We start from the raw sequence: 23,782 nt of genomic DNA, 5'->3' as shown, positions 1-23,782 counted from the left end.
CGATTCAGCCGACCGCGTGTGTTGCGGCGCCGGAAGTGTGGTGCGGCGCCCTTCCGACGAGCAGCCGGCCACAGCAACTGCGCTGCACAGAACCCACCAACAAAGAGCTGCAGAACGATTGACCCCCGCCCCACTGGGCTCTACGTTACCCACGCCCCTCTCGTTTGAATCGATTCAATCTTCCGTTCGAAAGAGGAGTCGTAGTGATCAGCAGGAGGAACATTCTCGCGGGCGCAGTCGCCACCGTCGGGGCAGCAACCGTCGACGGCATACCGGCGGTGGCCGCGTCGGCATCCGGACAGGCGCGGGCGAAGACCCGGCGCGACGGTCTGCGCGTCACGGCGCCGACCGTGGAGTACGTCCAGAACCCGCTGGGGATCGATGTGCAACGCCCCAGGCTGAGCTGGCCGTTGGCCTCGGACGGGGTGGGTGTGCGCCAGAGCGCCTACCAGATCCGCGTTGCCACCACCGCGTCGGGCCTGTCCCGACCTGACGTCTGGGACAGCGGGAAGGTCACGTCCGGCGAGTCGGTCCTCGTGTCGTACGGAGGTCCTGGACTCGAGCCCCGGACGCGCTACCACTGGTCCGTGCGCGTCTGGGACGGCGACGGGCAGGCCTCCGGCTGGAGCGCGCCCTCGTGGTGGGAGACCGGGCTGATGGATGCCGGCCAGTGGAGCGCCGACTGGATCTCCGCACCGGCGGGCCTCGCGGACGCGCCGTCCTTCGAGGGCGCTTCCTGGATCTGGTTCCCCGAGGGGGATGCGACGAGCAGCGTTCCGGCGGCCACCCGCTGGTTCCGCCATATCGCCCGACTGCCCGACGGAATAACGTCGGCCACGCTCGCCATCACCGCCGACAACGTGTACGCCGTCTCCCTGAACGGTGTCGAGGTCGCCCACACCGACCTCGACACCGACAACGAGGACTGGAAACGCCCGGCCGTGATCGACGTACTGGACCGCGTGCGGGCCGGTGACAACGTTATCGCCGTCGCCGCCACCAACGCGACCGAAGGCCCGGCGGGACTCGTCGCCACCCTTGTAGTCCGGACCGCCTCCGGTGAGCGGAAGGTGTTCACCGACGCCTCCTGGAAGACCACGGACCAGGAACCGGCCGACGGATGGCGGGAGTTGGAGTTCGACGACGAGGGCTGGCCGGCGACCCGGGTGGCAGCGGCGTGGGGCAGCGGACCGTGGGGACGCGTCGTCCCGGTGTCGTACGCCGTCACCCAACTGCGGCACGAATTCCGGCTGCCGCGCCGGAAGGTGGCCCGCGCACGCCTGTACGCCACGGCGCTCGGCCTGTACGAGAGTCACCTCAACGGCAGCCGGGTGGGCCTCGATCAGCTCGCTCCCGGCTGGACGGACTACCGCACGCGCGTCCAGTACCAGACGTACGACGTCACCGAACTCCTGCGGCCCGGCGCCAACGCCATCAGCGCGTATCTGGCACCCGGCTGGTACGCGGGCAACGTGGGCATGTTCGGGCCCGGCCAGTACGGCCAAGTCCCGGCGCTCCTCGCTCAGTTGGAGGTGGAGTACGCGGACGGGTCGAGCGAGCGCATCGAGTCGGGCGCCGACTGGCGGGCCGCCACCGGACCGATCCTCGCCGCCGATCTGCTCACTGGCGAGACGTACGACGCGCGCGAGGAGACCCCTGGTTGGGCCTCGCCCGGCTTCGACGACACGGGCTGGCTCGGTGTGCGAGGCATGGGTGGCGTAGGCGACATCGGTCCTGACCTGATCGTCGCGCAGGTGGACGGTCCGGTGCGGGTGGAGCGGGAGCTGACGACGAAGAAGATCACCCAACCCAGGCCCGGCGTCTACGTGTTGGACCTGGGCCAGAACATGGTCGGCTCGGTGCGGCTGCGTGTGTCGGGCGACGCGGGGACGACCGTCCGGCTCAGACACGCCGAGGTGCTCAACCCCGACGGCACCGTGTACACCACGAACCTGCGGACCGCGGCGGCGACGGACACGTACACCCTCAAGGGCGGTGGGAAGGAGGAGATCTACGAGCCGCGCTTCACCTTCCACGGTTTCCGGTATGTCGAGGTGACCGGATTCCCCGGCACTCCCTCGGCGAGAGCCGTCACCGGGCGCGTCATGCATACGTCCGCCCCCTTCACCCTCGACTTCGAGACCGACGTGCCGATGCTCAACCAGCTTCACCACAACATCACTTGGGGTCAGCGCGGCAACTTCCTCTCCGTTCCGACCGATACGCCCGCGCGCGACGAGCGCCTGGGCTGGACAGGCGACATCAACGTCTTCGCGCCCACGGCCGCGTACACGATGGAGTCGGCGCGTTTCCTGTCCAAGTGGCTCGTCGACCTCCGGGACTCCCGCACCGCGGAGGGCGCGTTCACGGACGTGGCGCCGATGGTCGGCACGGTCGGCAACGGCACGGCCGGCTGGGGTGACGCGGGCGTCACGGTCCCCTGGTCCCTCTACCAGGCGTACGGTGACCGCCGAGTCCTCGAGGACGCCTGGCCGTCCGTCCAGGCCTGGCTGGCCTACCTGGAGAAGAACAGCGACCAACTGCTGCGCCCGGACCAGGGATACGGCGACTGGCTGAACGTCGGGGACGAGACCCCCAAGGACGTCATCGCCACCGCGTACTTCGCCCACAGCACCGACCTCGCGGCGCGGATGGCCGGGGAACTGGGCAAGGACACCGCGCCCTACCTCGATCTCTTCGAACGGATACGGGCGGCCTTCCAGCAGGCCTACGTCACCGCCGACGGCAGGGTCAGGGGCGACACGCAGACGGCCTACGTCCTGGCACTGTCGATGAACCTGCTGCCGGAAGCGTCCCGAAAGTCCGCGGCCGACCGTCTCGTCGCCCTGATCGAGGCCAAGGACTGGCACCTGTCGACCGGTTTCCTCGGCACCCCCCGCCTGCTGCCGGTCCTGACCGCCACGGGCCACACCGACGTCGCCTACCGCCTACTGCAACAGCGCTCCTTCCCCAGTTGGGGCTACCAGATCGACCGCGGCTCCACCACCATGTGGGAACGCTGGGACTCCATCCGGCCCGACGGCAGCTTCCAGGACGCCGGCATGAACTCCTTCAACCACTACGCCTACGGCTCGGTGGGGGAATGGATGTACACGAACATCGCCGGCATCTCGGCGGGCCGGCCCGGCTACCGCGAGATCGTCATCCGCCCCCGCCCCGGCGGGGCCGTCACCTCCGCCCGCGCCGACTTCACGTCCGTCTACGGCCCTGTCTCCACCCGGTGGCGACTGCGGGCCGGCCGCTTCGCCCTGACCTGCGTGGTGCCACCCAACACGACCGCGGAGGTATGGGTACCCGCGACCGGTCCGGAGGCGGTCGGACACACCCACGGGACGTTCCTGCGCCAGGAGGACGGCGCCGCGGTCTACCAAGTCGGCTCCGGTACCCACCAGTTCACGGCCTGACAGTCCACCGGCCCCGCAGGCGGACACAGCACACGGGTGTCCGCCTGCGGCGGAGGGCGGGGCCGCCGGCTCCGGGGAACATCGCCACCTCGCGGTCGTCGGCTGCGGGACGGCGAGAGTGGATGCCGGTGACAACCGCCGGTACCGGGCGCGAAGGTGTTCTCATGGTGCTGCGCTATCGGACGAACGGCCCGGAGTTCGACTTCCCTCCCTTCACCGGTCTGCCGCCGGTCCGTTACGTGCTCGCGTCGACCCCCCGGTGCGGCAGCAACATGCTCGCCCGCGCCCTGTGGCACACGGGGCTGGCCGGCTTCGCCGAGGACTACTTCGCCGACGCCTTCGTGCTGGACTACTTCGAGCGGTGGGGATTCGACTCCGGCGATCCGCAGGAGTTGGCGGCGGGCTATGTGCGGAAGCTGATGACCTACCGGACCAGCCCCAACGGCGTGTTCGGGCTGCGGATCCACGCGGGCCACCTCGGGAGCCTGGAGGTCGACCCGTACGAGATCCTCCAGGCACCCCGGTACATCTGGATCCGACGCAGGGACCGCTTGCGGCAGGCCGTGTCGTACACCATGGCCGAGCAGACCGGTGTCTGGATCCTGGACGGGACCTTTCTGCCGGAGGGGCGCACACGCGCCGCTCCCCGGTACAGCTATGAGGAGATCCGCCGGCATCTGAGGATGCTCGACCGCGACGCGTCGGTCTGGGAGGACCACTTCGGCAGGCACGGGGTCGCCCCGCACACCGTCGTCTACGAGGACCTGGTCACGGACTACGAGGCAGGCCTGCTCGGCTGCCTGGACTTCCTCCGTGTCGGCGCGCCCGCGTCGGTGCCGGCTCCGGGGATCAGGCGTCAGGCCGACGAGTTGACGGAACAGTGGGTCGAGAGGTTCCTACGGGATCGTCGTGCTGAGCGGCCAGCGTCGTAGGCGGTACGGCGTCCACCACAAGTAACGCCCGGCGCGATGGACCAGGTTCTCGCGCAGGTAACGCTCCAGGACCCGCTCCGTCGACGCCGACGCGACCACCGGGACGCCGTCCAGCAGTCCCTGGAACGCCGTGCTGCGGGGGGCGTTGACGACCAGGCGCCGGAAGGAGCCCCAGCGGTGGTCGCGGATCTCCAGGAAACCGGGGCCGCGGCGGTAGCCGCACTTCGCGATGTGGAACGAGCCGCGCCACGCGGTGACCACGTGGTCCTCGTTCTCCGCTCCCGTGGAGCCGCGGAAGACGCCTGCCGGGGGGTACAGATGGCTCAGCGCCCGCCACTGGGCCGGGTCGGGCATGCGCAGGGTCCAGTCCACCGCGATGCCGTGACTGGTGAGCTCCCGGACGAGGAGGAGGACCGCGACCGCGGACGCGCCGTCCGGATCGGTGAGGTCCACAGGCTCGGGCACCTGGATCAACTGGACACCGGCGGAGGCGAGTTGCGCGACGGCGACCACCGGATCGTCCGGCGGCCCGTCGAGGGTGCCGCAGTAGATGCCCGGCAGGCGCATGGCCGCCGGATCACGGTCCCTCCACAGCGTCAGCTCCGGCTTCACCGGGTGTCTCCCCCGGCCGGGGCCGCCAGCGCGGGCACCAACGACGTGTCGTCCCCGTGCAGTCCGGCGCCGTCGAGCCGCAGCAGGTCCTGGTTGGCCACGGCGGGCGCGACCTGCACGTACTGGCCGCCCTCCGCGAAGACCAGGCCGAGGGCGCGCCAGCGCGCCAGCAGCCCTGCGACGCGCTCCTCCGTCACCTCGCCGACCGGCTCCCCCGCGTCCGCGCACCGGGCAGCGGTCTTGCGCAGCAGCGCTGACGGGCTGTGCGGGGTGTCGAGCAGCCGGAACACCGTCACCTCGAACGGGTCCGTGAGGTCGAGCAGTTGCCAGGAGAAGCCCGGCCGGGTGTCGACCAGGACGATGTGTCCGCCGAGGTCGCAGTGGGTCAGGCGGCTGCGCGGGTACGCCCGCGTCCAGTCGGCGACGGACGTGCGCAGCCGATCCCGGCAGCCGTCGGCGATGCCCTGGTGCGGTGAGTCGAAGATGTAAACCAGGTCGGCCAGTTCGTCCTCCGGCAGGTCGTAGATGTGGTGGTAGTGCGAGGCGGGGCGCAGCTCTCCGAAGCCCAGTTCCGGCCGGTCGAAGTAGGGGCTGAACCGCTCGACCTTCAGACGGGTCGAGTTGGCCGGCGGTACGAGATGGTGCAGCGCGGGAAGCTGGTCGATGATCTCGTCGTAGTCCTGTTCGGTCTCCCCGGGGAAGCCGTAGAGGTAGTTCCAACTGAGGTTGATCCCGACGGTCTCCGCGTCCCGCAGCAGCCGTACGTTCTGGCAGCCGGTCACCCCCTTGTCCATCAGCTTCAGCACCCGGCTGCTGAGGCTCTCCACGCCGGGCTGCACATAGCTGATTCCGGCCGCGTACAGCGTCTCCAACTGCTCGCGCCGCAGGTTCGACTTGATCTCGTAGCACAGCCGCAGGTCGTACCCGGACTCCTGGAGAAGCGGGGCCATGGAGTTGAGGTAGGCCATGTCGAGGATGTTGTCCGTGACCCACACGTCGAGTACGCGGTGGCGCTCGACCAGGCCGAGGATCTCGTCCACGAACCGGCGCGGATCCTTGCTGCGGAATTCCATGAACGAGCCGTTGAGGCCGCAGAAGGTGCAGTGGTGCTTCTCGCCCCACCAGCAGCCGCGTGAGCCCTCCACCACCAGCCGCGGCTCCACCCAGCCGCCCGCGGTGGACCGCGCGTGCCGCTCGAAGTAGTCGCCGTAGTCCGGGGTGACCAGGGCCCCCGGGGGCAGCGGGGCGGCGTCCATGGCATGGGCCACGGACCGGCCCTGCGCATCGCGGCGGCACAGGCCGGGGATGGCGGCCAGGTCGTCGGCGTCGCCGTCGCGGAGCGCGGCGAGCAGCCGCGGGAACGCGATCTCACCCTCACCGCGCACCACGAAGTCGACGTGCGGGAAGTTGCGGTGCAGCGCGGCGCCCTGCGGGCCGTCGCAGTTCGCCCCGCCGAAGACGGTGGTGGTGTCGGGTGCCAGTTCCTTGACCACGCGGGCCGCGGCGAGGGCCGCCGCGTTCTGCGCGAACGTGGTGGTGAAGCCGACCACGTCCGGTGCCGTGGCGGCGATCTTGGCGGCCGTCTCCCGGACGAACAGGGGCGCGAGTTCGTGCAGTTCGCGCGCCTTGGCCAGCATGTGCTCCGGCATCTTCCCGCCGAAGCGCTCCGTGAACTCGGCCACCCGCCAACGGGGTTGGCCGTTGAGCGCGGCCGAGAAGATCCACTCGCTGTGTCCGGAGAAATACGAGGTCGAGCAGAACTCGTACTCCTCGAAGCCGTATTCCGTACGAGCGGAAACCCAGTCGGCGAAGTCGAGGTTGGCGTGCACCACCTCGACGTCCGCGGCGCCGTCGGGGAAGACCTCGAGGATCCGGCGTTTGAGAATGCCGAGGGCGAGGGACGGCGCATCCAGCGACGACCACGGCATGTCCACCAACACGATGTGCAAGGCGGTTCCTCTCCCCGTCACCACAGTCCGCGGCGTGCAAGCGCCCGCCGCGCGGTCTCGCGCCGGTCCGACGGTCCGGCCTCGAAGGCCGCCGCCACCCGCCCGGACACCACGCCGTGAGCCAGCCCGGCGGACGTGGTGAAGTACGCGTAGTGCACTGCTTCCGCGTTCGCGGCGTGCGCAGTCACCTTTGCCGACGTGGCTCCCCAAGTGGCCACGGACGCCGCCGCATACGCACGCACGGCGGCGTGGCCCCGGTCGGTCGGGACGATTCCCTCCGCCTCGATCACGAACGACAGCGGCTGCTCGCACGTCAGCGAGGTGAACAGGGCGATCATCAGCTCGTGGGTCACTGTGTCGCGGAGCACCCCTGACCCGGCGCCGTCCAGCAGGTAGGACGCGAACGCCTCCTCCGCCGACAGCCCGGGGGCGGTGTAGGGGATCAGCCGGTACCGGGCGAGGTGCGGTGAGGCGAGGAAGCCGGTGAGCAGGCCGGCCTCCGTGGCACCGGTGTCCTGGAGCAGCCGCAGGGAGCGCGGGAACGTGGTCGCGAGGCTGCCGCCGCTGCCGGGCCGCCAGACCTGGGAGCGCAACCGGCGCGCGGTGGTGTCCAGTTCGGCCAGGTCGACGGAGGCCAGGCACTCCAGCTCGCCGGGATCCGCCGCCACGGCCTCGGCGCCCTCGTCGGCGAGCCGGGCCCGCAGGTCCGCGTCCAGCAGAAGTCGCATGAGCAGGTCGGTCAGTCGCTCGCCGTCCAGCGACGCGCCCGGCTCCACCGTGGTCATGTCGCCTCCCCGCGCTGCCAGTCGGCGACCAGGTCCCGCAGCCGCGCGTAGTTCCGCCGGGACTTCTCGACCAACTGTCCGTCCTCGCGGTACATCGGGTCCTCGTAGGACACCCCGAGGAGGTTCGGGCAGCGCGGCAGCAGATACTCGGTGAGCTCCAACTGCTCGTCCAGCAGGACTCCGTGGTGCAGGTCGCGGAACTTGCCGCCCACGATCTGGCAGCCCGACAGGTGCAGTTCGCGGCAACGGGCGAGGGGCAGGGCCTCGATTCCGTCGTACATGCTGATTCCGGTACGTCCTCTCAGCCACTGGTAGCTGAGCAGATGGCCAACGTCGAGCGTCACCCGCACGTCGGCGTCCTCCGCCAGCCGGGCGAAGTACTCGAAGGCGTCCATGTGCCCCAGGACGAACGAGCCGCCCTCCGTGAAACCGGGGAACTCGACGTGCAGCGGCGGATCGAGCAGCCGGGCCGCCTCCGCCACGTTTCGGGTGGCGATCTCCAGGCCCGGTTCGGTCAGCGGCGGCGGGAGCGGATAGGGCATCGGTATGCCGCGCAGGCTCCAGATGCCCAGGTCCTCGACCACCCAGGAGAAGCCGTGGCGGGCGGCCAGTTCGTTGGTGAACTCGGCGGCCGGGCGGCGGTCGTAGCGCTCGGGCGTGCCCATGTTCAGCTCGGTCTGGTGGAAGGCGCGGGCCGAACCGGCGGGCACCGCCTCGAAGAAGCGGTCGTACGCGCGCACGTAGTCGGCCGTTTGTACGCGGGCGCGCGAGCGCGGCTGGAACGCGAGGGCCGAGTAGGCGAAGTCGCCGCCGTGGCGGTGCAGGAAGGCGCGGACCCGGTCGGTGATGTCTCCGCCGCCGTCGTCGCTCTCCACGAATCCGATGCCGCGCCGGCCGAGGCGTCCGCCGCCCCACGGCATGTCCATCAGTACGCCCAGGCCCATCCGGGGCGGGGATTCGGTGGCGGTGACGGTTGGGGCGCCGCCGGGTGCGGTGCGCGCCGGGTGCGTCATGACGAACTCCTGGCTGAGGGGGCCGGGTCGGCTGAATGTGCCGGGTCGGGGGTGCCCGCCGCCGCGTCGGCCAGACGGGCCAGCAGTCGGCTGCCACGGACGGTGCGGGCCGTGAGCAGGCCGTCGGCGCGCTGTTCCACGTCGTCGCGGGAGAGTGCGTAGAACCGCTCCCGGACGAGGTCGGCGAGGGTGACGCGGTCGGCCGTGCGGTCGTCGGCGTGCGCGGGCACGGTGCGTACCCACGTGTGGGGGCGCAGGGCTGTGACGGCGGGCGTGCGATGGCCGTTCTGGGCGGGGTGCGAGGCGCTCGCACGGCCCGGTCTGACGGTGTCGTAGATCCGCACCAGCCGGTCCAGTGCCTCGGTGCGCGTCGGGCCGCCGCGCACCGCCAGCGGGTGGCCGACCCGGCCGGCCAGATAGCTCAGCTCGGGGTTGCCCGCGAGGCGGTCCGAGGTGTCGAGGGCGAGCCCGTACTCCTCCGGGCTGCCCACGAGTCTGCTGCCGGGCTCCGCCACCATCAGCTCCAGCGCGTCGATGCCGATCCGCCGCTCGTTGTCGACGAGGAAGCGCAAGGACGCCTCGAACTCGTCCGGCGTCTCGTCGAGGACCTGGCCCATCACGGTGAACCGGACGGCGATGCCCGCCGCGTCGAGGTTGTCGAGGATCCGCTGGTAGTCGGCCGCGCGGACGCCCCGCTCCATCCGGTCCAGCAGGCGCTGCGAGGTGCCCTCGTAGCCGACCGAGATCATCGCGCAGCCGACCGCGGCGAGGTCGTGGCAGAACCCCGGGTCGGTCAGGGCGGCCTCCAGCCGGCCGCGAACACCGAACCGGACCCGGATGCCGCGTGCGCGTGCCGCGCGCATCGCCTTCAGGATCAGCCGCAGGTTGGTGTTCTCGTCCGCGACCGACACGTACCGGGTGCCGGTGGCGCGGACCACGGCCTCTACGGCGTCGGCGATCTGGGGCGCGGTGCCCTGCTGGTAACTCCCTTGCGGGAGCGACCGGTTGCCGTACGAGCAGAACGCGCACCGCCCCCAGTAGCAGCCGACGCACGAGACGATCGCGAGCTCCAGGGCGTCGTTGAGGTAGGAGCGGAACGGCAGTCCGGTGAAGTCGGGCGGTCCGAGGTCACGGAAGCGCAGGGTCACCGCGGGTCCTGTGCGCGGCCCGGCCCCGGAACGTGGCAGCCAGGTCATGCCGGGCACGGCGGTCAGCGGAACCGTTCCGTCCAGCGCGTCCAGCCAGCGTTCGAGCGGCTCTTCCCCGGCGGTCGGGCACAGGGCGTCGACCGTTTCCCGGACGACGGGCAGCCGGACGAGGCTGTCGTGACGGAGCATCACCTGCTGACCGCCGAGACAGATTTGGGTGTCCGGCGCCAACTGCCGGACCCAGGCGGCGATCAGCAGCGCGGGCGCGAGCTGGCTGAAGAACGCCACGGACAGGCCGACCACCCGAGGACGATGCCGACCGAGCAGCTCGGTCACCAGGCGGTGCAGCGACACGAGCGGTACGTCCGATGCGGCGGGCGGCCGGTCCGCGGCCCGGCGTACGGCGTCGTCGAGTCGGCCGAGGTCCTCCCAGGTCCGCACCAGGAAGGTGTCGCGGACCAGGAGTTCGAGGGCCAGGGTGGCGAGCCGGACCGCGCGGTCGGGGCCCAGCTCGCCGGCCGGCTCCTTGTGCAGGACGTGGGCACGCAGTTCGCCGATGTGCGCGGCGAAGACGTCGGCCACCGCTCGGCGATACCAGTCGCTCACGGCCGTACCGTCGTCGCTCGTGTCCTGGGCGCGGACCGCGTCGTCCAACAGCGCGGGACATCGCAGCAGTTCGTGGAGCACCGCGATGTTCAGGTCGGCCTGGTGAACCCGCCGACCTCCGCGCCGCAGATGGCCGGTCAGGTAAGGCAGGCTCAGATACGGGAAGAACCTGGCCTCGGTCTGCGGCGGGAAGATCAACAGGACGTCGGTGCGGGTACGGTCCGTCGACTGGCTGGACGGCACGACCCACCTCCTCGTCCCACCGGGCTCATCCGTCGCAGAATCGCCTTGTCTCCCGGGCGTCCTATTCGGGGATGTCCTCCGTGTTCTCCGCGGCGATGTAGGTGTACGTGTGGTACGCCGCGCCGAGCTTCAGCTCGCTGGAATCGATCACCTGGAGTTCTTCGAGCTCACCGAATTCCTCATCGGCGAGTTTCTCAGGAGATGCAGCAGTCATGATTTTCTCCCCTTCGCGAAGGTGATGGGAATGTGCCGCTTGCCGTGTGTCGCGCCCACGCTAGCCAGACCGCACGTCCGTCAACAGCCCATACGTCGTCGTTTAGTTGGGGCGACATTCAGCCAGGTCGGTGGCTCATTGTGACTGCGCGGCACCAGGGGGCGCAGCAGTCGCCACAATGACCATGGCTCATACTCGCCCTGGGAGCAGGGCAGTTCGGAAAAATGCGGGACAACGCCGTTGAGCTGCTGGGGGGTTGTTTGTATCGCCATGTCGATGCGGCCGTGGTGCGGGCGGCGGTCCGGCGTCCCGACCAGCCGGTGGTCTGGCCGGACCTGACCGGCCCGGCGGCGCACACGGAGTCGTGGCGGGCGTGGCTTCAACAGCTCTGGCAGGCAACCGATTTCGCCACCGCGGTCGAGCTCTCCAGCCCCGACCTGGCGAGACGGGTGCACCAGATATGCGTAGGCGAGCCGGTGCCGGAACTCGCCGTCCGGCGCGCGGTGCTGTCGGTGTTGCGCTACCTGCTGCGCGCCCGCTCACGTGCCACTCCGTTCGGTCTGTTCGCCGGTGTCGCGGCCGCCCGCACCGGGGCAACTCCCTTGCTGCGTGCGGGCACCGGGCACCGGGCGGTCACCGGACCGGACGCGGCATGGACCGCGGCACTTGTCGACCGGCTGGAGGAACACCGCGCGCGCCGACCCCAGTTGACGCTGCTCGCCTCCAGCCTCGCGTTCGAGCGCGACGGACGCCTGATGATCGAGCACCGCTCAAGCAGTGCGCACGGGGGCGACCCCACGCACGTGGGGATACGCGCGACCGGGCCGGTCCGCATGGCCATGGACGGCGCGCGGGCGCCGGTTCTGTGGGCCGTTCTCGCCGAAACGCTCTCCGCCGGTTTCCCGGCCGCTTCGCGCACCGCGATCGAGAACCTGCTCGCGAACCTGGTACGACAGCGATTCCTGATCACCGGTCTGCGTCCCGCGGTCACGGCCTCCGGCCCGATCGCCGCCCTGCTCGGACAGATACGGCACCTGCCCGCGGCTGAAGGCGCCGAGTTGTGCGAGGTCGCGGAGGGACTGGCACGGCACGACGACGCGATCACCGCCCCCGCGGGCGCCCGCGCCGAACGCGCACGGGTGACGGCCGCGATGTCACGGCTCTGTCCCGCCGCCAAACCCGCGCTCGCCGTCGACCTGCGGTTGGACTGGGACCTGGTGATCCCGGAGGCGGTGGCCGAGGAGGTGGCGTCGGCCGGCGGCGTGCTCACGCGCCTGGCGCCGCGGGCGGCGCTGAGTCCCGGGTGGGTCGCCTGGCACGGCCGCTTCCTCGATCGCTACGGCCCGGGAGCGGTGGTACCCGTCCTGAACGCCATCGACCTCCTCGGCTACCCGTCCGGCTACCTCGGGTCCCCGACCGCGCCGGCGGGCCCGACGCTGACCGCCCGTGACAGCCGGCTACTGACGCTCGCGTACACCGCCGCGACGAGCCGCCGTCACCAGGTCCGGCTGGACGATGCCACGATCGACGAACTGGCGCCGGCGGATCCCGGCAGGCCCGTGCAGCCGAACACCGAGGTGACCGTGCGGATCCACGCCGCGAGCCTGTCCGCCCTGGAACAAGGGGAGTTCACGCTGCACGTCGTGGGGGTGGCCCGCGCGGCCGGAACGGCCACCGGGCGCTTTCTCCACCTGTTCGACGCCGACGACCGCCGCCGGATGACCGACGTGTACGCCGGTCTGCCCGGCGTACAACAGGACGCGCTGATCGCGCAGATCAGTACCACTCCGCTGTACATACGCTCCGTGAACGTCGCGCGCACTCCGCAGGTGGCGGAGGTGGTGATCCCCCTCGGCGACTACCACGGCCCTGACACGGACCAACTGCCCGTGACGGACCTGGCGTTGACCGCCGATGCCGAGCAACTGCACTTGGTCTCGGTCTCCCGCCGCCGCCCGGTCCACACGATGCTGCTGAACGCGGTGGATCTGACCCACCACACCCATCCGCTGGCGCGGTTCCTGATCGAGGCACCGGTGGCACTGGCCGTCCCGTGCACCGGGTTCTCGTGGGGAGCCGCTGTGTCCAGCCTGCCGTTCCTCCCCGCACTGCGCTACGGGCGCACCGAACTGTCCCCGGCCCGCTGGACACTTCGCGACGACGACCTGCCCGACGCACGGACGCCGTGGCCGCAGTGGGACAAGGCCCTGGCCGAGTTGCGTCGTGACGTTCTCCTGCCCGAGCACGTGTACCTGGGCGACGGAGACCGGCGCATGGACCTGGACCTGGCGGAGCCCTCGCACCGGCTCCTGCTCCGTACCCACGTGGAGCGCGACCGCAAGGTGCTGCTACGTGCCGCACCGAACCCCGGGGACCTGGGCTGGACCGGCGGGCACGCCCACGAGATCGTCATCCCCCTGGCCGCTGTGGACCAGGCCCGTGCCCCGGTCCGCGGATCGCGCGGCAGCATCGCCACTCGGGAGCACGGCCTTCTGCCCGGCTGCGGCAACCTGCTCTCCATCAGCCTGCACGGACGCCGCGACCGCCAGGATCCGCTCCTGACCCGGCATCTGCCGTCCCTGCTCGGGGAGTTGGGAGAGCCCCGCTGGTGGTTCGTTCGCCACCGCGATCCCGAGGACCACCTACGTCTCCGTCTGGCCTGCGCGCCCGGTTCACTCGGCACCGCTGTCGAGCGGATCGGCGAGTGGACCCGGCGGCTTCGGCATGCGGGCCTGATCACCCACGCGAGCCTGGAGACCTACTTCCCGCAGACCGCGCGCTTCGGTGGCCCCGCGGCGATGGAAGCGGCCGAGGCGTACTTCGCCGCCGACGCAGCCGCTGTTCTCGCCCAACTGACCGCGCAGGCAGGTCGAGACGCTCCCGACGCTCGTGCGGTGACCGCGACGAGCATGGTGGACATCGCCGTCGGTCTGCTCGGGGACGACGCGAAGGCGATGCGCTGGCTGGTCGACCACACCCACACGGACAGGAGCGCCCCGCCCCGCGCGGTCTACGACCAGACCATCGCCCTCACGACCGCCCTCCTCACGCCCCAGGCCCCCGGCACCCCGGCGCTGGACGCGAGCGTCACCGCGAGCTGGTCCGCACGCCGCACCGCGCTGGCCGCCTGCCGCAGCGCACTTGAGGGCGCGGGAACGCTGTCCCCACAGGACCTGCTCCCGGACCTGCTGCGTCTCCACCACGTCCGCATGCACGGGCCGGGACTCCCCGAGGAACGCGCACACCTGCACCTGGCAAGAGCAGCCGCACTGAGCTGGACGGCACGAGCGAAGAGAACATCGTGACCACGACAGCCCCCGGCGCCACCGTGCGGTCGGCCGCCGCGTGGCCGCCGCGGTCTTTCGTCGGAGGCACCTCGGGTATCGCTCTGCCGGACATCGGAGCGCACCCGGACCGACCACGGTGGCTGGGACACCCCGCACGGCTGACTGGTTACGGCTGTGCACGAGGTGAGCGCGGCTGATCGGTAGCTGGTCCGCGAGGGGGACACGGGGATCTCGATATGGGCGACCGAATCACGTGACGCGATATCTCGGCGAACCGGGGTAGCCGCCAGGCACACGGCGGTTGGACGCCCACCCTTCAAGGAGCAGCATGTTCACACTCACGTCCCGTCGTCTGCGCGGCACCGCCCGTCGGGTCTTCGGCTGGCAGCACTTGCGCCCGGCCCAACTGAGCGCGATGAAGGCCGTGATGAAGGGGCGTGACGTACTCGCCGTCATGCCGACCGGCGCGGGCAAGTCCGCCGTGTACCAGGTGCCCGCGGTCCTGCTCGGCGGTCCGGTCGTGGTCGTCTCGCCGCTCATCGCGCTTCAGCGGGACCAGATGCAAAGCCTGCTCGCATCCGGGGCGCTGCGCACCGCCGCCATCAACTCCGCGCAGCGCCGAAGCGACAACGAGACGGCATGGGCCCACATCAGCGCTTCCTCGGTCGACGTGATCTTCCTCGCTCCTGAGCAGCTCGCCAAGCCGGACGTCACGGACCGGCTCGCTGCCGTCCGTCCCCGGCTGCTGGTGGTGGACGAGGCGCACTGCGTGTCGTCCTGGGGGCACGACTTCCGGCCGGACTATCTGCGGCTGCGCCACGCGCGCGAGCGGATCGGCAACCCGCCGGTGCTCGCTCTGACCGCGAACGCGGCGGCCCCGGTACGGCGGGACATCGCCGAACGTCTCGACATGAACGACCCGGTGGAGATAGTGGCCGGCTTCGACCGTCCCAACATCCACCTGGACGTGTCGACCTTTCAGGACGCAGCCCTCAAGGAGCGGTTCGTCGTGGAACGGGCGGCCGTCGAGGAGAAGCCGGGAATCCTGTACGCGGGGACACGGAAGGCGGCGGACAGCTACGCCGAGCAGTTGAGCGACCTCGGACTGGCCGCCGCGAGCTACCACGCGGGCCTCTCCGCCACCGAACGCCGCCAGGCCCAGGACCGGTTCAGCTCCGGTGAACTCGACGTGGTCGTGGCGACCTCGGCATTCGGAATGGGCATCGACAAGGCGAACGTACGGTTCGTGCTGCACGCGTCCGTCCCCGGCTCGCTCGACGCCTACTACCAGGAGATCGGCCGGGCCGGCCGCGACGGCGCACCGGCCAGGGCGATCCTCGCCTACCGCACTCAGGACCTGGGCCTGCAACGCTTCTTCGCCGCCGGCGCTCCCGACGCCGACGCACTGCGCCGCGTCGCCGAGCGTCTGCGCGGCGACGAGGGCGCCGTGAGCGCGACCCGGCTCCGGGCCGACTGCGAACTCAGCGCGACGGCACTGTCCGCCGTACTGAACCTGCTGGAGGAGACCGGGGCCGTCCGCACCGGACGGGACGGCAGTCGCTTCATCGGCGCGGTCGGCGCCGACGGCTCCTGCGCGGACGACGATGTCGACGCCGTTGTGCGGAGCGCCCTCGCCGTCCACGCCACGCACCGCAAGCTCGAACAGTCCCGGATCGACATGATGCGCGGATACTCCGAGACGACCGACTGCCGGCGACGGTTCCTCCTCGGATACTTCGGTGACTCCGCCCCCGTGCCCTGCGGGGCATGCGACAACTGCACGGGCTCGGTGACGAAGCCTGCGCGTGGGCTGGGGCGCGACCGGTCCGGAGACGCCGGACGGCCGCACAAGACGGCCGCACGCCGGCGCCGGTGGACCCAGATCGGTGCACGCACGGACGCCTCCGCAGGTGCCGTCCGCACCGCGGAGACCGTCGCACACCCCACTGCGGACAACCCCACCTACCTGCCGGGTGTCCGCGTCAGCCATGACCAGTGGGGCAAGGGCGAGGTGATGAGCGAGGGCGACGGCAAGATCACCATCCTGTTCGAGTCGGTCGGCTACCGCACCCTGTCGCTAGCCGTGGTGACCGACAAGCAGTTGCTCGTCGCATTGCCCGAAACCCCGCGCTGACACCGGACCCGCGGGTTCCGCGCGACGAGATGCGGCCGAGCCGTAGCCGCCGCGCCCGTCGCCTCACCCGGCATCGGCCCGCCCCGGGAAGGCCACCACCCGCGAGGGCGACTCGAAACGACCCCGCCCGGCCCGCGTCCTTCAGCCAAGGTCTCCATGTTCACAGGCTTCCGGGATCTACGGCCGCGGGGCGCTTCTCCGTACCGAGCGTTGGGCGATGAGCCAGTAGATGAGGGCCGCAGGCGGCGAGACGCACAACAGGACGATCAGCAGGCGGGAGTCGATCACAGGAGGGGGTGACGCAGGTCTTTCCAGTTCGCCCGGCAAATCCCTCAAAAGGGCACGGAGTTGATCGCGGGTGCGCGCTTCGTAGGCCGCGACCACCCGTTCTTCGAGTTCGGGAAGGGTCAGTCGGCCAACTGCGTAGTGGTGCTGCAGTCGCGCCTCGGCCCGGTCGCGTTCGGCGTCCGAGACCCGTAGCGCGGGGCTGGTGATGTGCCCCTCGCTCTCATTCATGGCGCCCCCTCAGGTCCGGGCGTAGCGACGTCCCGGGATGGACGGTCTTGCAGGTCGACGACCGCGACAACCACCCGCGTCCAGACCCCTGGAGCGTCGCGGTCCCCGAATTGGGTGGCGAGCCGTTCGATGTGACCGCGCAACTCGGCAAGGGCCTCGTCCGTCAGCCGCACCGCGCCACGGTGCAGGTCTACCTCCCGGCGGCCCCCAGCCTGCTTGGACCGGTACGCAGCGTTGATGTCGGCCCGGGTGGCATCCAGCATCGAACCGAGGAACTCAGCCATCTCTTCCGGGTTTGCAGCATCGCTCGGGGGTTCTGTCACCGCGGGGGTATAGACCCGCTCGACCTTGCCGCGGGCCAGCGGCCGGTATTCGGCGATCTCGATCAGCCCGGCCCGTTCAAGCTGATTGAGGTGGTAGTAGAGCCGGTCAGCCGGAAGGTCGACGTGGTCGGCGAGTTCTCGTGCGGACTGCGGCTTCTCCCACAACGTTTCCAGGAGCCGGATGCGCAGGGGATCGGCGAGCGCTTTGTGCACACCGTGCCACCGCCGGGGCGATGCACCGGAGCCCTGTGCGCTCATCGGTCTCTCCTCATTGCACGACTCTTCACTGATTGGAAAATCCTACAACCACCAGTCGCCCGCGGCTAGTTGGTTGGCTCCGTTGACGCCCAGCGGAGAAGGGACTTTTCCGGCCCGGGCGCGAGACCGGTGCGCCCCTGGGCGACCGTGTCAGCCGACCGCGGCGCGCTGGGCTCACGCCTTGGTGGCACCGGCGACGCGCTCCCGGTCAACGACGGTGCTCGCCACCTCATCCACCACTCCCCCGCCGAACGCGCTTCCCGCTCCGGCCCCGCAACCCAATGACGACCGCTCTCGGCCGCTCTGCACGAAAGGCCTCCCCTGTCACCACACCCGGCACCACCGCGACCACCTCGATGTGGTTCCCACCAAGCAGCCAATGGACCGGCTACTTCACCGGGCAGACCTACGCAGACCGCACCCAGAACATCATCACGGTCGCCGCGCACGCCCCTCCGGCCCCTCTGCCCTGCACGAGGGCGACGGGACCGCCGGCATCGGACGTGGCAAAGCACGGTCACGAAGATCCGGTACGGGGAGAACGGCACCCGGCAGTGAGCGCGAGGTGGCGGACCGGGTGATCAGTGCTCCTGGTCTTCGTGTCTTAGAAGTCATCTCATTTGGTGAGTCTGCGGTAGCAGATCAAGGTGCAGGCGATGCTGGTGAAGGCGAGGAAGTGGTCGGCTTTGCGTTCGTAGCGGCGGTGCAGGCGTCGGCATCCGGTGAGCCAGGACATGGTGCGTTCGATGGTCCAACGGTGGCGGCCGAGTCGCTGCGAGGTCTCGATGCCCTTGCGGGCGATGCGGTGCCGGATGCCCCGGCTGGATAACCAACGTCGCAGGTGGTTGTAGTCGTAGCCCTTGTCGGCGTGGAGTTTGTGGGGCCTGCGCCGTCGGCGTCCTCGGCGGGAGCGGATCGGCGGTATGCCCTGCACCAAGGGGATCAGTGCCTGGCTGTCGTGCGTGTTGGCGCCCGAGATGCCGATGGACAGGGGCAGTCCGGTGCGCTCCGTGATCAAGTGGATCTTTGACCCGTACTTACCCCGGTCTACAGGATTCGGACCTGTCAGTTCCCCTTTTTCAGGGCCCGCATGTTCACCGAGTCGATCGCGCACCGCGACCAGTCCAACTCTCCACGGGAGCCGAGTTCGTCGAGCACCAGACGGTGGAGCTTGGCCCACACCCGGGCCTTCGACCACTCGGTGAAACGCCGGTGAGCCGTCGCGCCGGACGGCCCGAACGACGCGGTCGGCAACTGCTGCCACGTGCAGCCCGAGGTCGCCACGAAGACGATTGCGGCCAGCACTTCGCGGTCACCGTGCCGGCGTCGGCCCCCACCCTGGGGCCGCGAGGGCGCATCCGGCACCACCCGCTGGAACAGTTCCCACAACTCATCCGGCACCAGCCGCTCAACGATCCTCGCCACGACTGACAGCTTACCCAACCAAATGAGATGACTTCTTAGAGGTCGCGCGGTTAGGCGTGGTGGGCATGCCGAGGAGTTCGTGAAGCGGCGGTGGTCATGCCTGGGGAGCGGTGACGTCCTCCGGCTCGACCGGGGGCTCCGTACCGTCCGCGTCAGCCGGGACCGCGCCCACCCGTCGCCGTACCCCTGCCACGACCCCCGCCGCCACGGTGAGCGCGCAGACCAGCAGGCCGGCGTAGATCACCGGGTTGACCCAGACCGGCACCAGCTCGGTGCCCCCGTTGCCCTGGGTGACGCACAACGCGCTGACCGGCAGCGACATCCGCGCCACCACGTGAACGCCGACAACGTCCCCGCACACCTGGTCCGGGTGCAGGACGTAGAAGCCGGCCATCAAGCCGGTCGCATACGCGCCCAGGGCCGCCGCGCCCGCCAGGAGCGTCACCAGCGCGCATGAGCCGGCGTTCGGAGCCTGCCAGCCCGCCCCCCACCTGCCGCGGCGCACCCGGAACACCAGCATCAAGGCGGCGCCCGCCACCACCAGCGGCGTCACATACGGCGCCAACACCATTGTGAGGATGAGCAGGAGAACGATCACACCTCCCTGAACGCCGGCCGCGTACGGCTGGTTCCACCGCCGCTGACGGCCGCGTCGAACAGGCCGTCGGATTCGGCGACTTCGCCAGCCGGTCGGGCCCCCTGCCGGTCGCCGGCGAGCTGGCCTGGTCGGTGTACGACGGGCTCACCCGCGCGGGCTTCGACCTGTCGCTGTCGTACTCGCTGACCGTCGACCACGGGCTCGTGCAGAGTTACGAGATGGTCTGCGGCGGCAGCGACATCCCGATGGTGCCGCTCGTGGTCAACACCGCCGCGCCACCGCTGCCGACCATGGAGCGCTGCATCGGCTTCGGCCGGGCGCTCGGTGACGCCCTGCGTGGCGACGGCGCCGCCGGCCGGGTCCTGGTCGTCGCGAGCGGCGGGCTCTCCCACTGGCTGCCCAGCAACGACCCGCGCGATCCGACGCTGGCCGAGGACCGCCGGCACTCGGTGATCCACGGCCGCGAGGACGCCCGCGCCTTCGCGGCAGCCCGCGAACCCCGGGTACGGGCGATGGGCGGCGACCCGCACGCCCACGTCAACAGCGCCTGGGACCGCTGGTTCCTCAAGCAGTTGGGGACCGGGGAGTCCGAGCCGATCGCGGCTCTCGGCGACGCGGGTCTGGAGGAACAGGCGGGCAGCGGAGGGCACGAGATCCGCACCTGGCTGATCGGGCACGCGGCGGTACGGGCACCCCTGGTGTGGACCTCGTACGAACCCGTCCCGGAGTGGATCACCGGTATGGGACTGGGGGCGACCTTCGCAGTGCCCGACAACGGCCCTTCGGGGCAGTCGAGTTGAGCAGCCCGAACGGCGCGGAGGGGCGCGTTCACCAGGCCCGTAACGGGTTTTCGCCCCTCTCACACTTCGGAAATCCGTGCCCCTCAGGCCTGCCCCTCGGCGGAGCTCGGGCTGCCCCGCTCCCCACGGGCGTCCCTCGCCGAACGCCACCGAAAGCCCGCCGAATCGATACACCCACCACGGCTCTTCACCCCGTCGACCACAGGAACCGTCCGATCGAATAGTTGCCAAGCTCGATCACTTATGACCGTTTCCCATGAGAGGGTTTAGCCCCTCGTCCGGGCCGTGCAGGATGGGACCGTGTCAGGCAACCTCCCAGTCATGACGACCAGCTTTGTCGGCCGCGAAAGCGAACTCGACACAGTCAGAATGGCGTTGGCCCAGCGGCGCTGCGTCACGCTCACCGGTGGTGGCGGTGTCGGCAAGAGCCGGCTGGCGCTGAGCGTCGCGGAGCGGCTCCGGGATCGGTACGCCGACGGGGTCTGGTGGGTGGACCTGTCCAACCTCTACGACGACCGGTTGTTCACCGCGACGGTCTGCGACGCGGTCGATCTGCTGGACCACAATCCGCGCGCCCCGGTCGAGGCGCTGTGCGAGTGGCTGACCGGTCGGCAGGTGCTGCTCGTCTTCGACTGCTGCGAACGCGTGTTGGCCTCCTGCCTGCTGCTGGTGAGCGAACTCCTCGCCGCCGCACCGCAGTTGACCGTCCTCGCCACCAGCAGGCAGGCCATCGGGGTCCGGGGTGAGCACCGCATCGAGGTGTCCCCGCTCTCCATGGACGACGAGGGCGGCAGCGGAGACGCCGTACGCCTGTTCCGCGAGCGGTGTGCCACGGCCGCCCCCGCGGTGTCCCTCGACTCCCCCGGCTCCGCCGAAGCCGTCCAGGCCATCTGCCACCGTCTGGAGGGAATCCCGCTCGCCGTCGAACTCGCCTGTGCGCGCCTGCGGGAGAGCAGCCTCGCGGAAATCGCCGAGCGGCTCGGCTCGCGGCTCGACACGCTCGTGGACGAGACGATGTGGCCCAGGCGGCACCGGGCCCTTCGTACGGCGATCGGCTGGAGCCATGAACTGTGCTCCCCGCTCGAGCGGTTGCTCTGGGCCAGGCTCTCCGTCTTCCGCGGCCCCCTCGAGACGGCCGACGCGCAGTCCGTCTGCGCGGGCGGCCCGCTCGACGCCGACGACATCCCCCGGCTGCTGGAGCGGCTGGTCGACCAGTCCGTCCTCCAACAGGCGGGCACGCGCTACCGGATGCTCGACACGCTGTGCGAGTACGGCGCCATGTGGCTCACGGAACTCGGTGAGAAGGACACCCTCGCCCGGCGCCATGCCGCGCACTTCGCCGACATGTTGGGCGATGCCGAGGCAGGCTGGCTCAGTGAGCGGCAGGTCTCCTGGTACGCGCGGATCGCGGCGACCCACGCCGACGTACGCGCCGCACTCGACCACCTCATCGCGACGGATCCCGACGCCGCCGTCGAAATGGCCGGCCGTACGGGCCTGTTCTGGCCCTGCTGCGGGCACCTGCACGAGTCCCGGGACTATCTCGAACGCGTCCTCGCCCTCGACACCCCCGCGGGTCCGTCCCGCACCCGCGCGCTCTGGGCCCTGGGGATCACGCTCGCCCTCCAGGGTGACCACCGGACCGCCCTGCGCATCGGGGAGGAGTGCACCGAGGCGGCGCGCGAGGACGGCACGCCGCAGTCCGAGCTCTTCGCCGCCCACACCCTCGGTCTCACCCACCTCATGGCCGGCCGTCCCCAGGACGCGTTCGACGTCTGCGACCACGCCCTGATCACCCACGGCACGTCCCCGCCGTCGGGCGCCCCGCAGCTCTGCTGCATGGTGATCAGGACCTTCGCCCACTCCGCGCTGGGCCGACTGGCCGAGGCCTACGAAGCGGCCGTCGCCCTGCGCCGTCTCAGTGTCCGCTACGGCGAGCACTGGGCGCGGTCGTACGCGTTCCACCAACTCGCCTTCATAGACCTCCTCCAGGGCCGCGCGCACGACGCCGAGCTCCATGCCCGGGCCATGCTCACGAGCAAGCACAACCTCAACGACAACCTCGGGATCGCGCTCGCCCTCGACCTCCTCACCGGGGCGAACGCGGTCCAGGGCAACGGCATCGCGGCCGCGCGCACATCAGGCACCGGGAACACCTTCTGGCGCATGCTCGGCCACCCGAACCACGGCACGCCCGAACTCTCCGAGGTCCGCGACCAATGGGAGCTGCAGGCCCGCAAGGCGGTCGGGGACGACGCCTACGACAAGGCCTTCCACCGCGCGCTGAACGACGACGCCGAGCAGGGGCTCGCCCTCGTGATGCGGGGCCCGCTCCCCTCCTGATCGGCCGGACTCAGCCGCCAGAGGGACGTGGTCTCGGCGCCGCGTGCCGCGTGGAGGGGGTCGGTGACGTCCTTGGAGCGTGGGTGCCGGGGCTTGGTGTCGACCTTGTCCACCACCCGGAGGCGTGCTGCCCGGATGGCGTCGAGCAGGTGCTGACGTGTCCGGAGGCCGAGGTGCTCCGCCAGGTCGGACAGGACGAGCCAGCCCTCGCCACCTGGCCGGAGATGGGCCGACAGTCCGGTGAGGAAGCCGTGGAGCATGGCGCCGTCCGGATCGTAGACGCCTTGCTCGACGGGCCCGGTCGGACGGGCGGGCAGCCAGGGCGGATTGCACACGACGAGGTCGGCGAGGCCTTCGGGGAACAGGCCGGGCCCCGACACCTCGATACGGTCCGTCAGTCCGAGCCGGTGAACGTTCTCCCTCGCGCAGACCAAGGCGCGTGGGCTGATGTCGGTGGCCACGACGCGGTCGATTCCGCGGCGGGCCAGGACCGCGGCGAGGACACCGGTTCCCGTACCGAGGTCGAACGCCGTACTGGTTGCGGGACTGCGCACGGCCGCCGCCGGTAGCGGCGTGCGGGCGACCAGGTCGACGTACTCGCCTCTGACCGGCGCGAACACGCCGTAGTGGGGATGGACGCGAGCACCGAGCGCCGGTACGTCGACCCCCTTCACGCGCCACTGGTGAGCGCCGATCACTCCCAGCAGCTCCCGGAGAGAGACCGCCGTAGGTCCGGTCGGGGGGCCGTAGGCCTCCAGACACGCCTGGCGGACATCCGGAGCCCGGCCCAACTCCAGGGTGTGCTCGTCGTCCAGCAGCACCAGCAGCTTTCCGAGCACGAGGGCACGGTGACTGCTCCTGCGTCGGTGCAGGTGGAAGGACTCGCTCGGGGCAGTGCCGGACCCGGGCGTTCTACGGTCGATACGGCGGCCCATCGCCAGCAGCAGTTGCCGGGCGTTGTGGAAGTCGCCCTGCCAGATCAGAGCCGTTCCCTCGCACGCCTGGCGGTAGGCGTCGTCGGCCTTCGTCCGGTCGTCGGCGACGACGGTCCGCCGCGGAAAGGAGGCGTCGTTCTCGGAATGCCAGCGGACGGACTGCCGGGTGTCGCCTGTGGTCCAGTGGATGGTGGACACCACGTACTCCTCGTTGTCGAAAGTGCAAGGCCCGAAGA

Annotated in this window: 16 protein-coding genes and 1 pseudogene; 6 read left to right on the top strand and 11 right to left on the bottom strand. The window is 70.5% G+C overall.

Translation table 11 applies throughout. From position 1 onward, the window contains the following. Window positions 1–203 precede the first annotated feature (203 nt). The gene (locus OG223_RS51540) at window positions 204–3,425 is read left to right on the top strand and encodes an alpha-L-rhamnosidase (protein ID WP_443073824.1); all 3,222 of its coding nucleotides are present in this window, start codon (window positions 204–206) and stop codon (window positions 3,423–3,425) included. 164 nt (window positions 3,426–3,589) lie between these two features. Then, window positions 3,590–4,357 (top strand): Stf0 family sulfotransferase, encoded by a 768-nt coding sequence (locus OG223_RS51535; RefSeq protein ID WP_329264690.1) that lies wholly within the window; start codon window positions 3,590–3,592, stop codon window positions 4,355–4,357. On the opposite strand, the gene OG223_RS51530 is transcribed toward OG223_RS51535, so the two are convergent. The 6 genes from OG223_RS51530 to OG223_RS51505 all read right to left on the bottom strand — a co-directional run bounded on the left by OG223_RS51530 (window position 4,322) and on the right by OG223_RS51505 (window position 10,927). Further along, entirely contained in the window at window positions 4,322–4,969 is a 648-nt protein-coding gene (locus OG223_RS51530; protein ID WP_329264688.1) for a DUF5825 family protein, read from the bottom strand. The genes OG223_RS51535 and OG223_RS51530 overlap by 36 nt on opposite strands. Then, on the bottom strand, window positions 4,966–6,909 hold the full coding sequence (locus OG223_RS51525) for a RiPP maturation radical SAM C-methyltransferase (protein ID WP_329265901.1): 1,944 nt from the start codon (window positions 6,907–6,909) through the stop codon (window positions 4,966–4,968). The genes OG223_RS51530 and OG223_RS51525 overlap by 4 nt, the downstream gene beginning before the upstream one ends. Before the next feature lie 26 nt (window positions 6,910–6,935). Further along, complete coding sequence (locus OG223_RS51520; RefSeq protein WP_329264686.1) at window positions 6,936–7,703, bottom strand: hypothetical protein; 768 nt, start codon at window positions 7,701–7,703, stop codon at window positions 6,936–6,938. After that, window positions 7,700–8,716: a multinuclear nonheme iron-dependent oxidase gene (locus OG223_RS51515; protein WP_329264684.1), complete on the bottom strand. Its 1,017-nt coding sequence runs from the start codon at window positions 8,714–8,716 to the stop codon at window positions 7,700–7,702. The genes OG223_RS51520 and OG223_RS51515 overlap by 4 nt, the downstream gene beginning before the upstream one ends. Continuing rightward, window positions 8,713–10,713, bottom strand: coding sequence for a B12-binding domain-containing radical SAM protein (locus tag OG223_RS51510; protein WP_329264682.1), 2,001 nt, complete (start codon window positions 10,711–10,713; stop codon window positions 8,713–8,715). Before OG223_RS51510 ends, OG223_RS51515 begins: the two co-directional genes overlap by 4 nt. A 61-nt stretch (window positions 10,714–10,774) precedes the next feature. Further along, window positions 10,775–10,927, bottom strand: coding sequence for a hypothetical protein (locus OG223_RS51505; RefSeq protein WP_329264680.1), 153 nt, complete (start codon window positions 10,925–10,927; stop codon window positions 10,775–10,777). A gap of 224 nt (window positions 10,928–11,151) precedes the next feature. On the opposite strand from OG223_RS51505, the gene OG223_RS51500 reads away from it, so the two are divergent. Both OG223_RS51500 and OG223_RS51495 read left to right on the top strand, forming a co-directional pair. After that, window positions 11,152–14,232, top strand: coding sequence for a lantibiotic dehydratase (locus OG223_RS51500; RefSeq protein WP_329264679.1), 3,081 nt, complete (start codon window positions 11,152–11,154; stop codon window positions 14,230–14,232). A 310-nt stretch (window positions 14,233–14,542) separates the two neighbouring features. Next, window positions 14,543–16,348, top strand: coding sequence for a RecQ family ATP-dependent DNA helicase (locus tag OG223_RS51495; RefSeq protein ID WP_329264678.1), 1,806 nt, complete (start codon window positions 14,543–14,545; stop codon window positions 16,346–16,348). 177 nt (window positions 16,349–16,525) lie between these two features. On the opposite strand, the gene OG223_RS51490 is transcribed toward OG223_RS51495, so the two are convergent. The 4 genes from OG223_RS51490 to OG223_RS51475 form a co-directional block, all read right to left on the bottom strand. Further along, window positions 16,526–16,864, bottom strand: coding sequence for a DUF1707 SHOCT-like domain-containing protein (locus OG223_RS51490; protein WP_329264677.1), 339 nt, complete (start codon window positions 16,862–16,864; stop codon window positions 16,526–16,528). Then, window positions 16,861–17,445, bottom strand: coding sequence for a winged helix-turn-helix domain-containing protein (locus tag OG223_RS51485; RefSeq protein WP_329264675.1), 585 nt, complete (start codon window positions 17,443–17,445; stop codon window positions 16,861–16,863). Before OG223_RS51485 ends, OG223_RS51490 begins: the two co-directional genes overlap by 4 nt. A 616-nt stretch (window positions 17,446–18,061) precedes the next feature. Further along, window positions 18,062–18,861 (bottom strand): IS5 family transposase gene (locus OG223_RS51480; protein WP_329265522.1). Its coding sequence is split into 2 segments (ribosomal slippage): window positions 18,062–18,523 and window positions 18,526–18,861, totalling 798 coding nucleotides; the frame shifts between segments, so codons are not numbered across the junction. A 103-nt stretch (window positions 18,862–18,964) separates the two neighbouring features. Continuing rightward, a complete protein-coding gene (locus OG223_RS51475; protein WP_329264673.1) occupies window positions 18,965–19,468 on the bottom strand; it encodes a hypothetical protein in 504 nt (167 codons plus the stop codon). A 77-nt stretch (window positions 19,469–19,545) separates the two neighbouring features. Between OG223_RS51475 and OG223_RS51470 the strand changes: the two are divergent. Together OG223_RS51470 and OG223_RS51465 are read left to right on the top strand one after the other, a co-directional pair. Beyond that, a pseudogene (locus tag OG223_RS51470) lies at window positions 19,546–20,268 on the top strand (2,3-dihydroxyphenylpropionate 1,2-dioxygenase); the annotation flags it as partial. A 321-nt stretch (window positions 20,269–20,589) separates the two neighbouring features. Beyond that, window positions 20,590–22,611 carry an ATP-binding protein gene (locus OG223_RS51465; RefSeq protein WP_329264672.1) on the top strand — a complete coding sequence of 674 codons (2,022 nt, stop codon included), beginning with the start codon at window positions 20,590–20,592 and terminating at the stop codon, window positions 22,609–22,611. Here the strand turns inward: OG223_RS51465 and OG223_RS51460 are convergent. Next, window positions 22,527–23,744, bottom strand: coding sequence for a class I SAM-dependent methyltransferase (locus tag OG223_RS51460; RefSeq protein ID WP_329265899.1), 1,218 nt, complete (start codon window positions 23,742–23,744; stop codon window positions 22,527–22,529). The genes OG223_RS51465 and OG223_RS51460 overlap by 85 nt on opposite strands. Window positions 23,745–23,782 lie beyond the last annotated feature (38 nt).

The sequence above is a fragment of the Streptomyces sp. NBC_01478 genome, assembly GCF_036227225.1.
Taxonomy (GTDB): domain Bacteria; phylum Actinomycetota; class Actinomycetes; order Streptomycetales; family Streptomycetaceae; genus Streptomyces.
The sequence above is the reverse complement of the archived record's forward strand: the minus strand, read 5'-3'. Positions and strand labels throughout refer to the sequence as shown.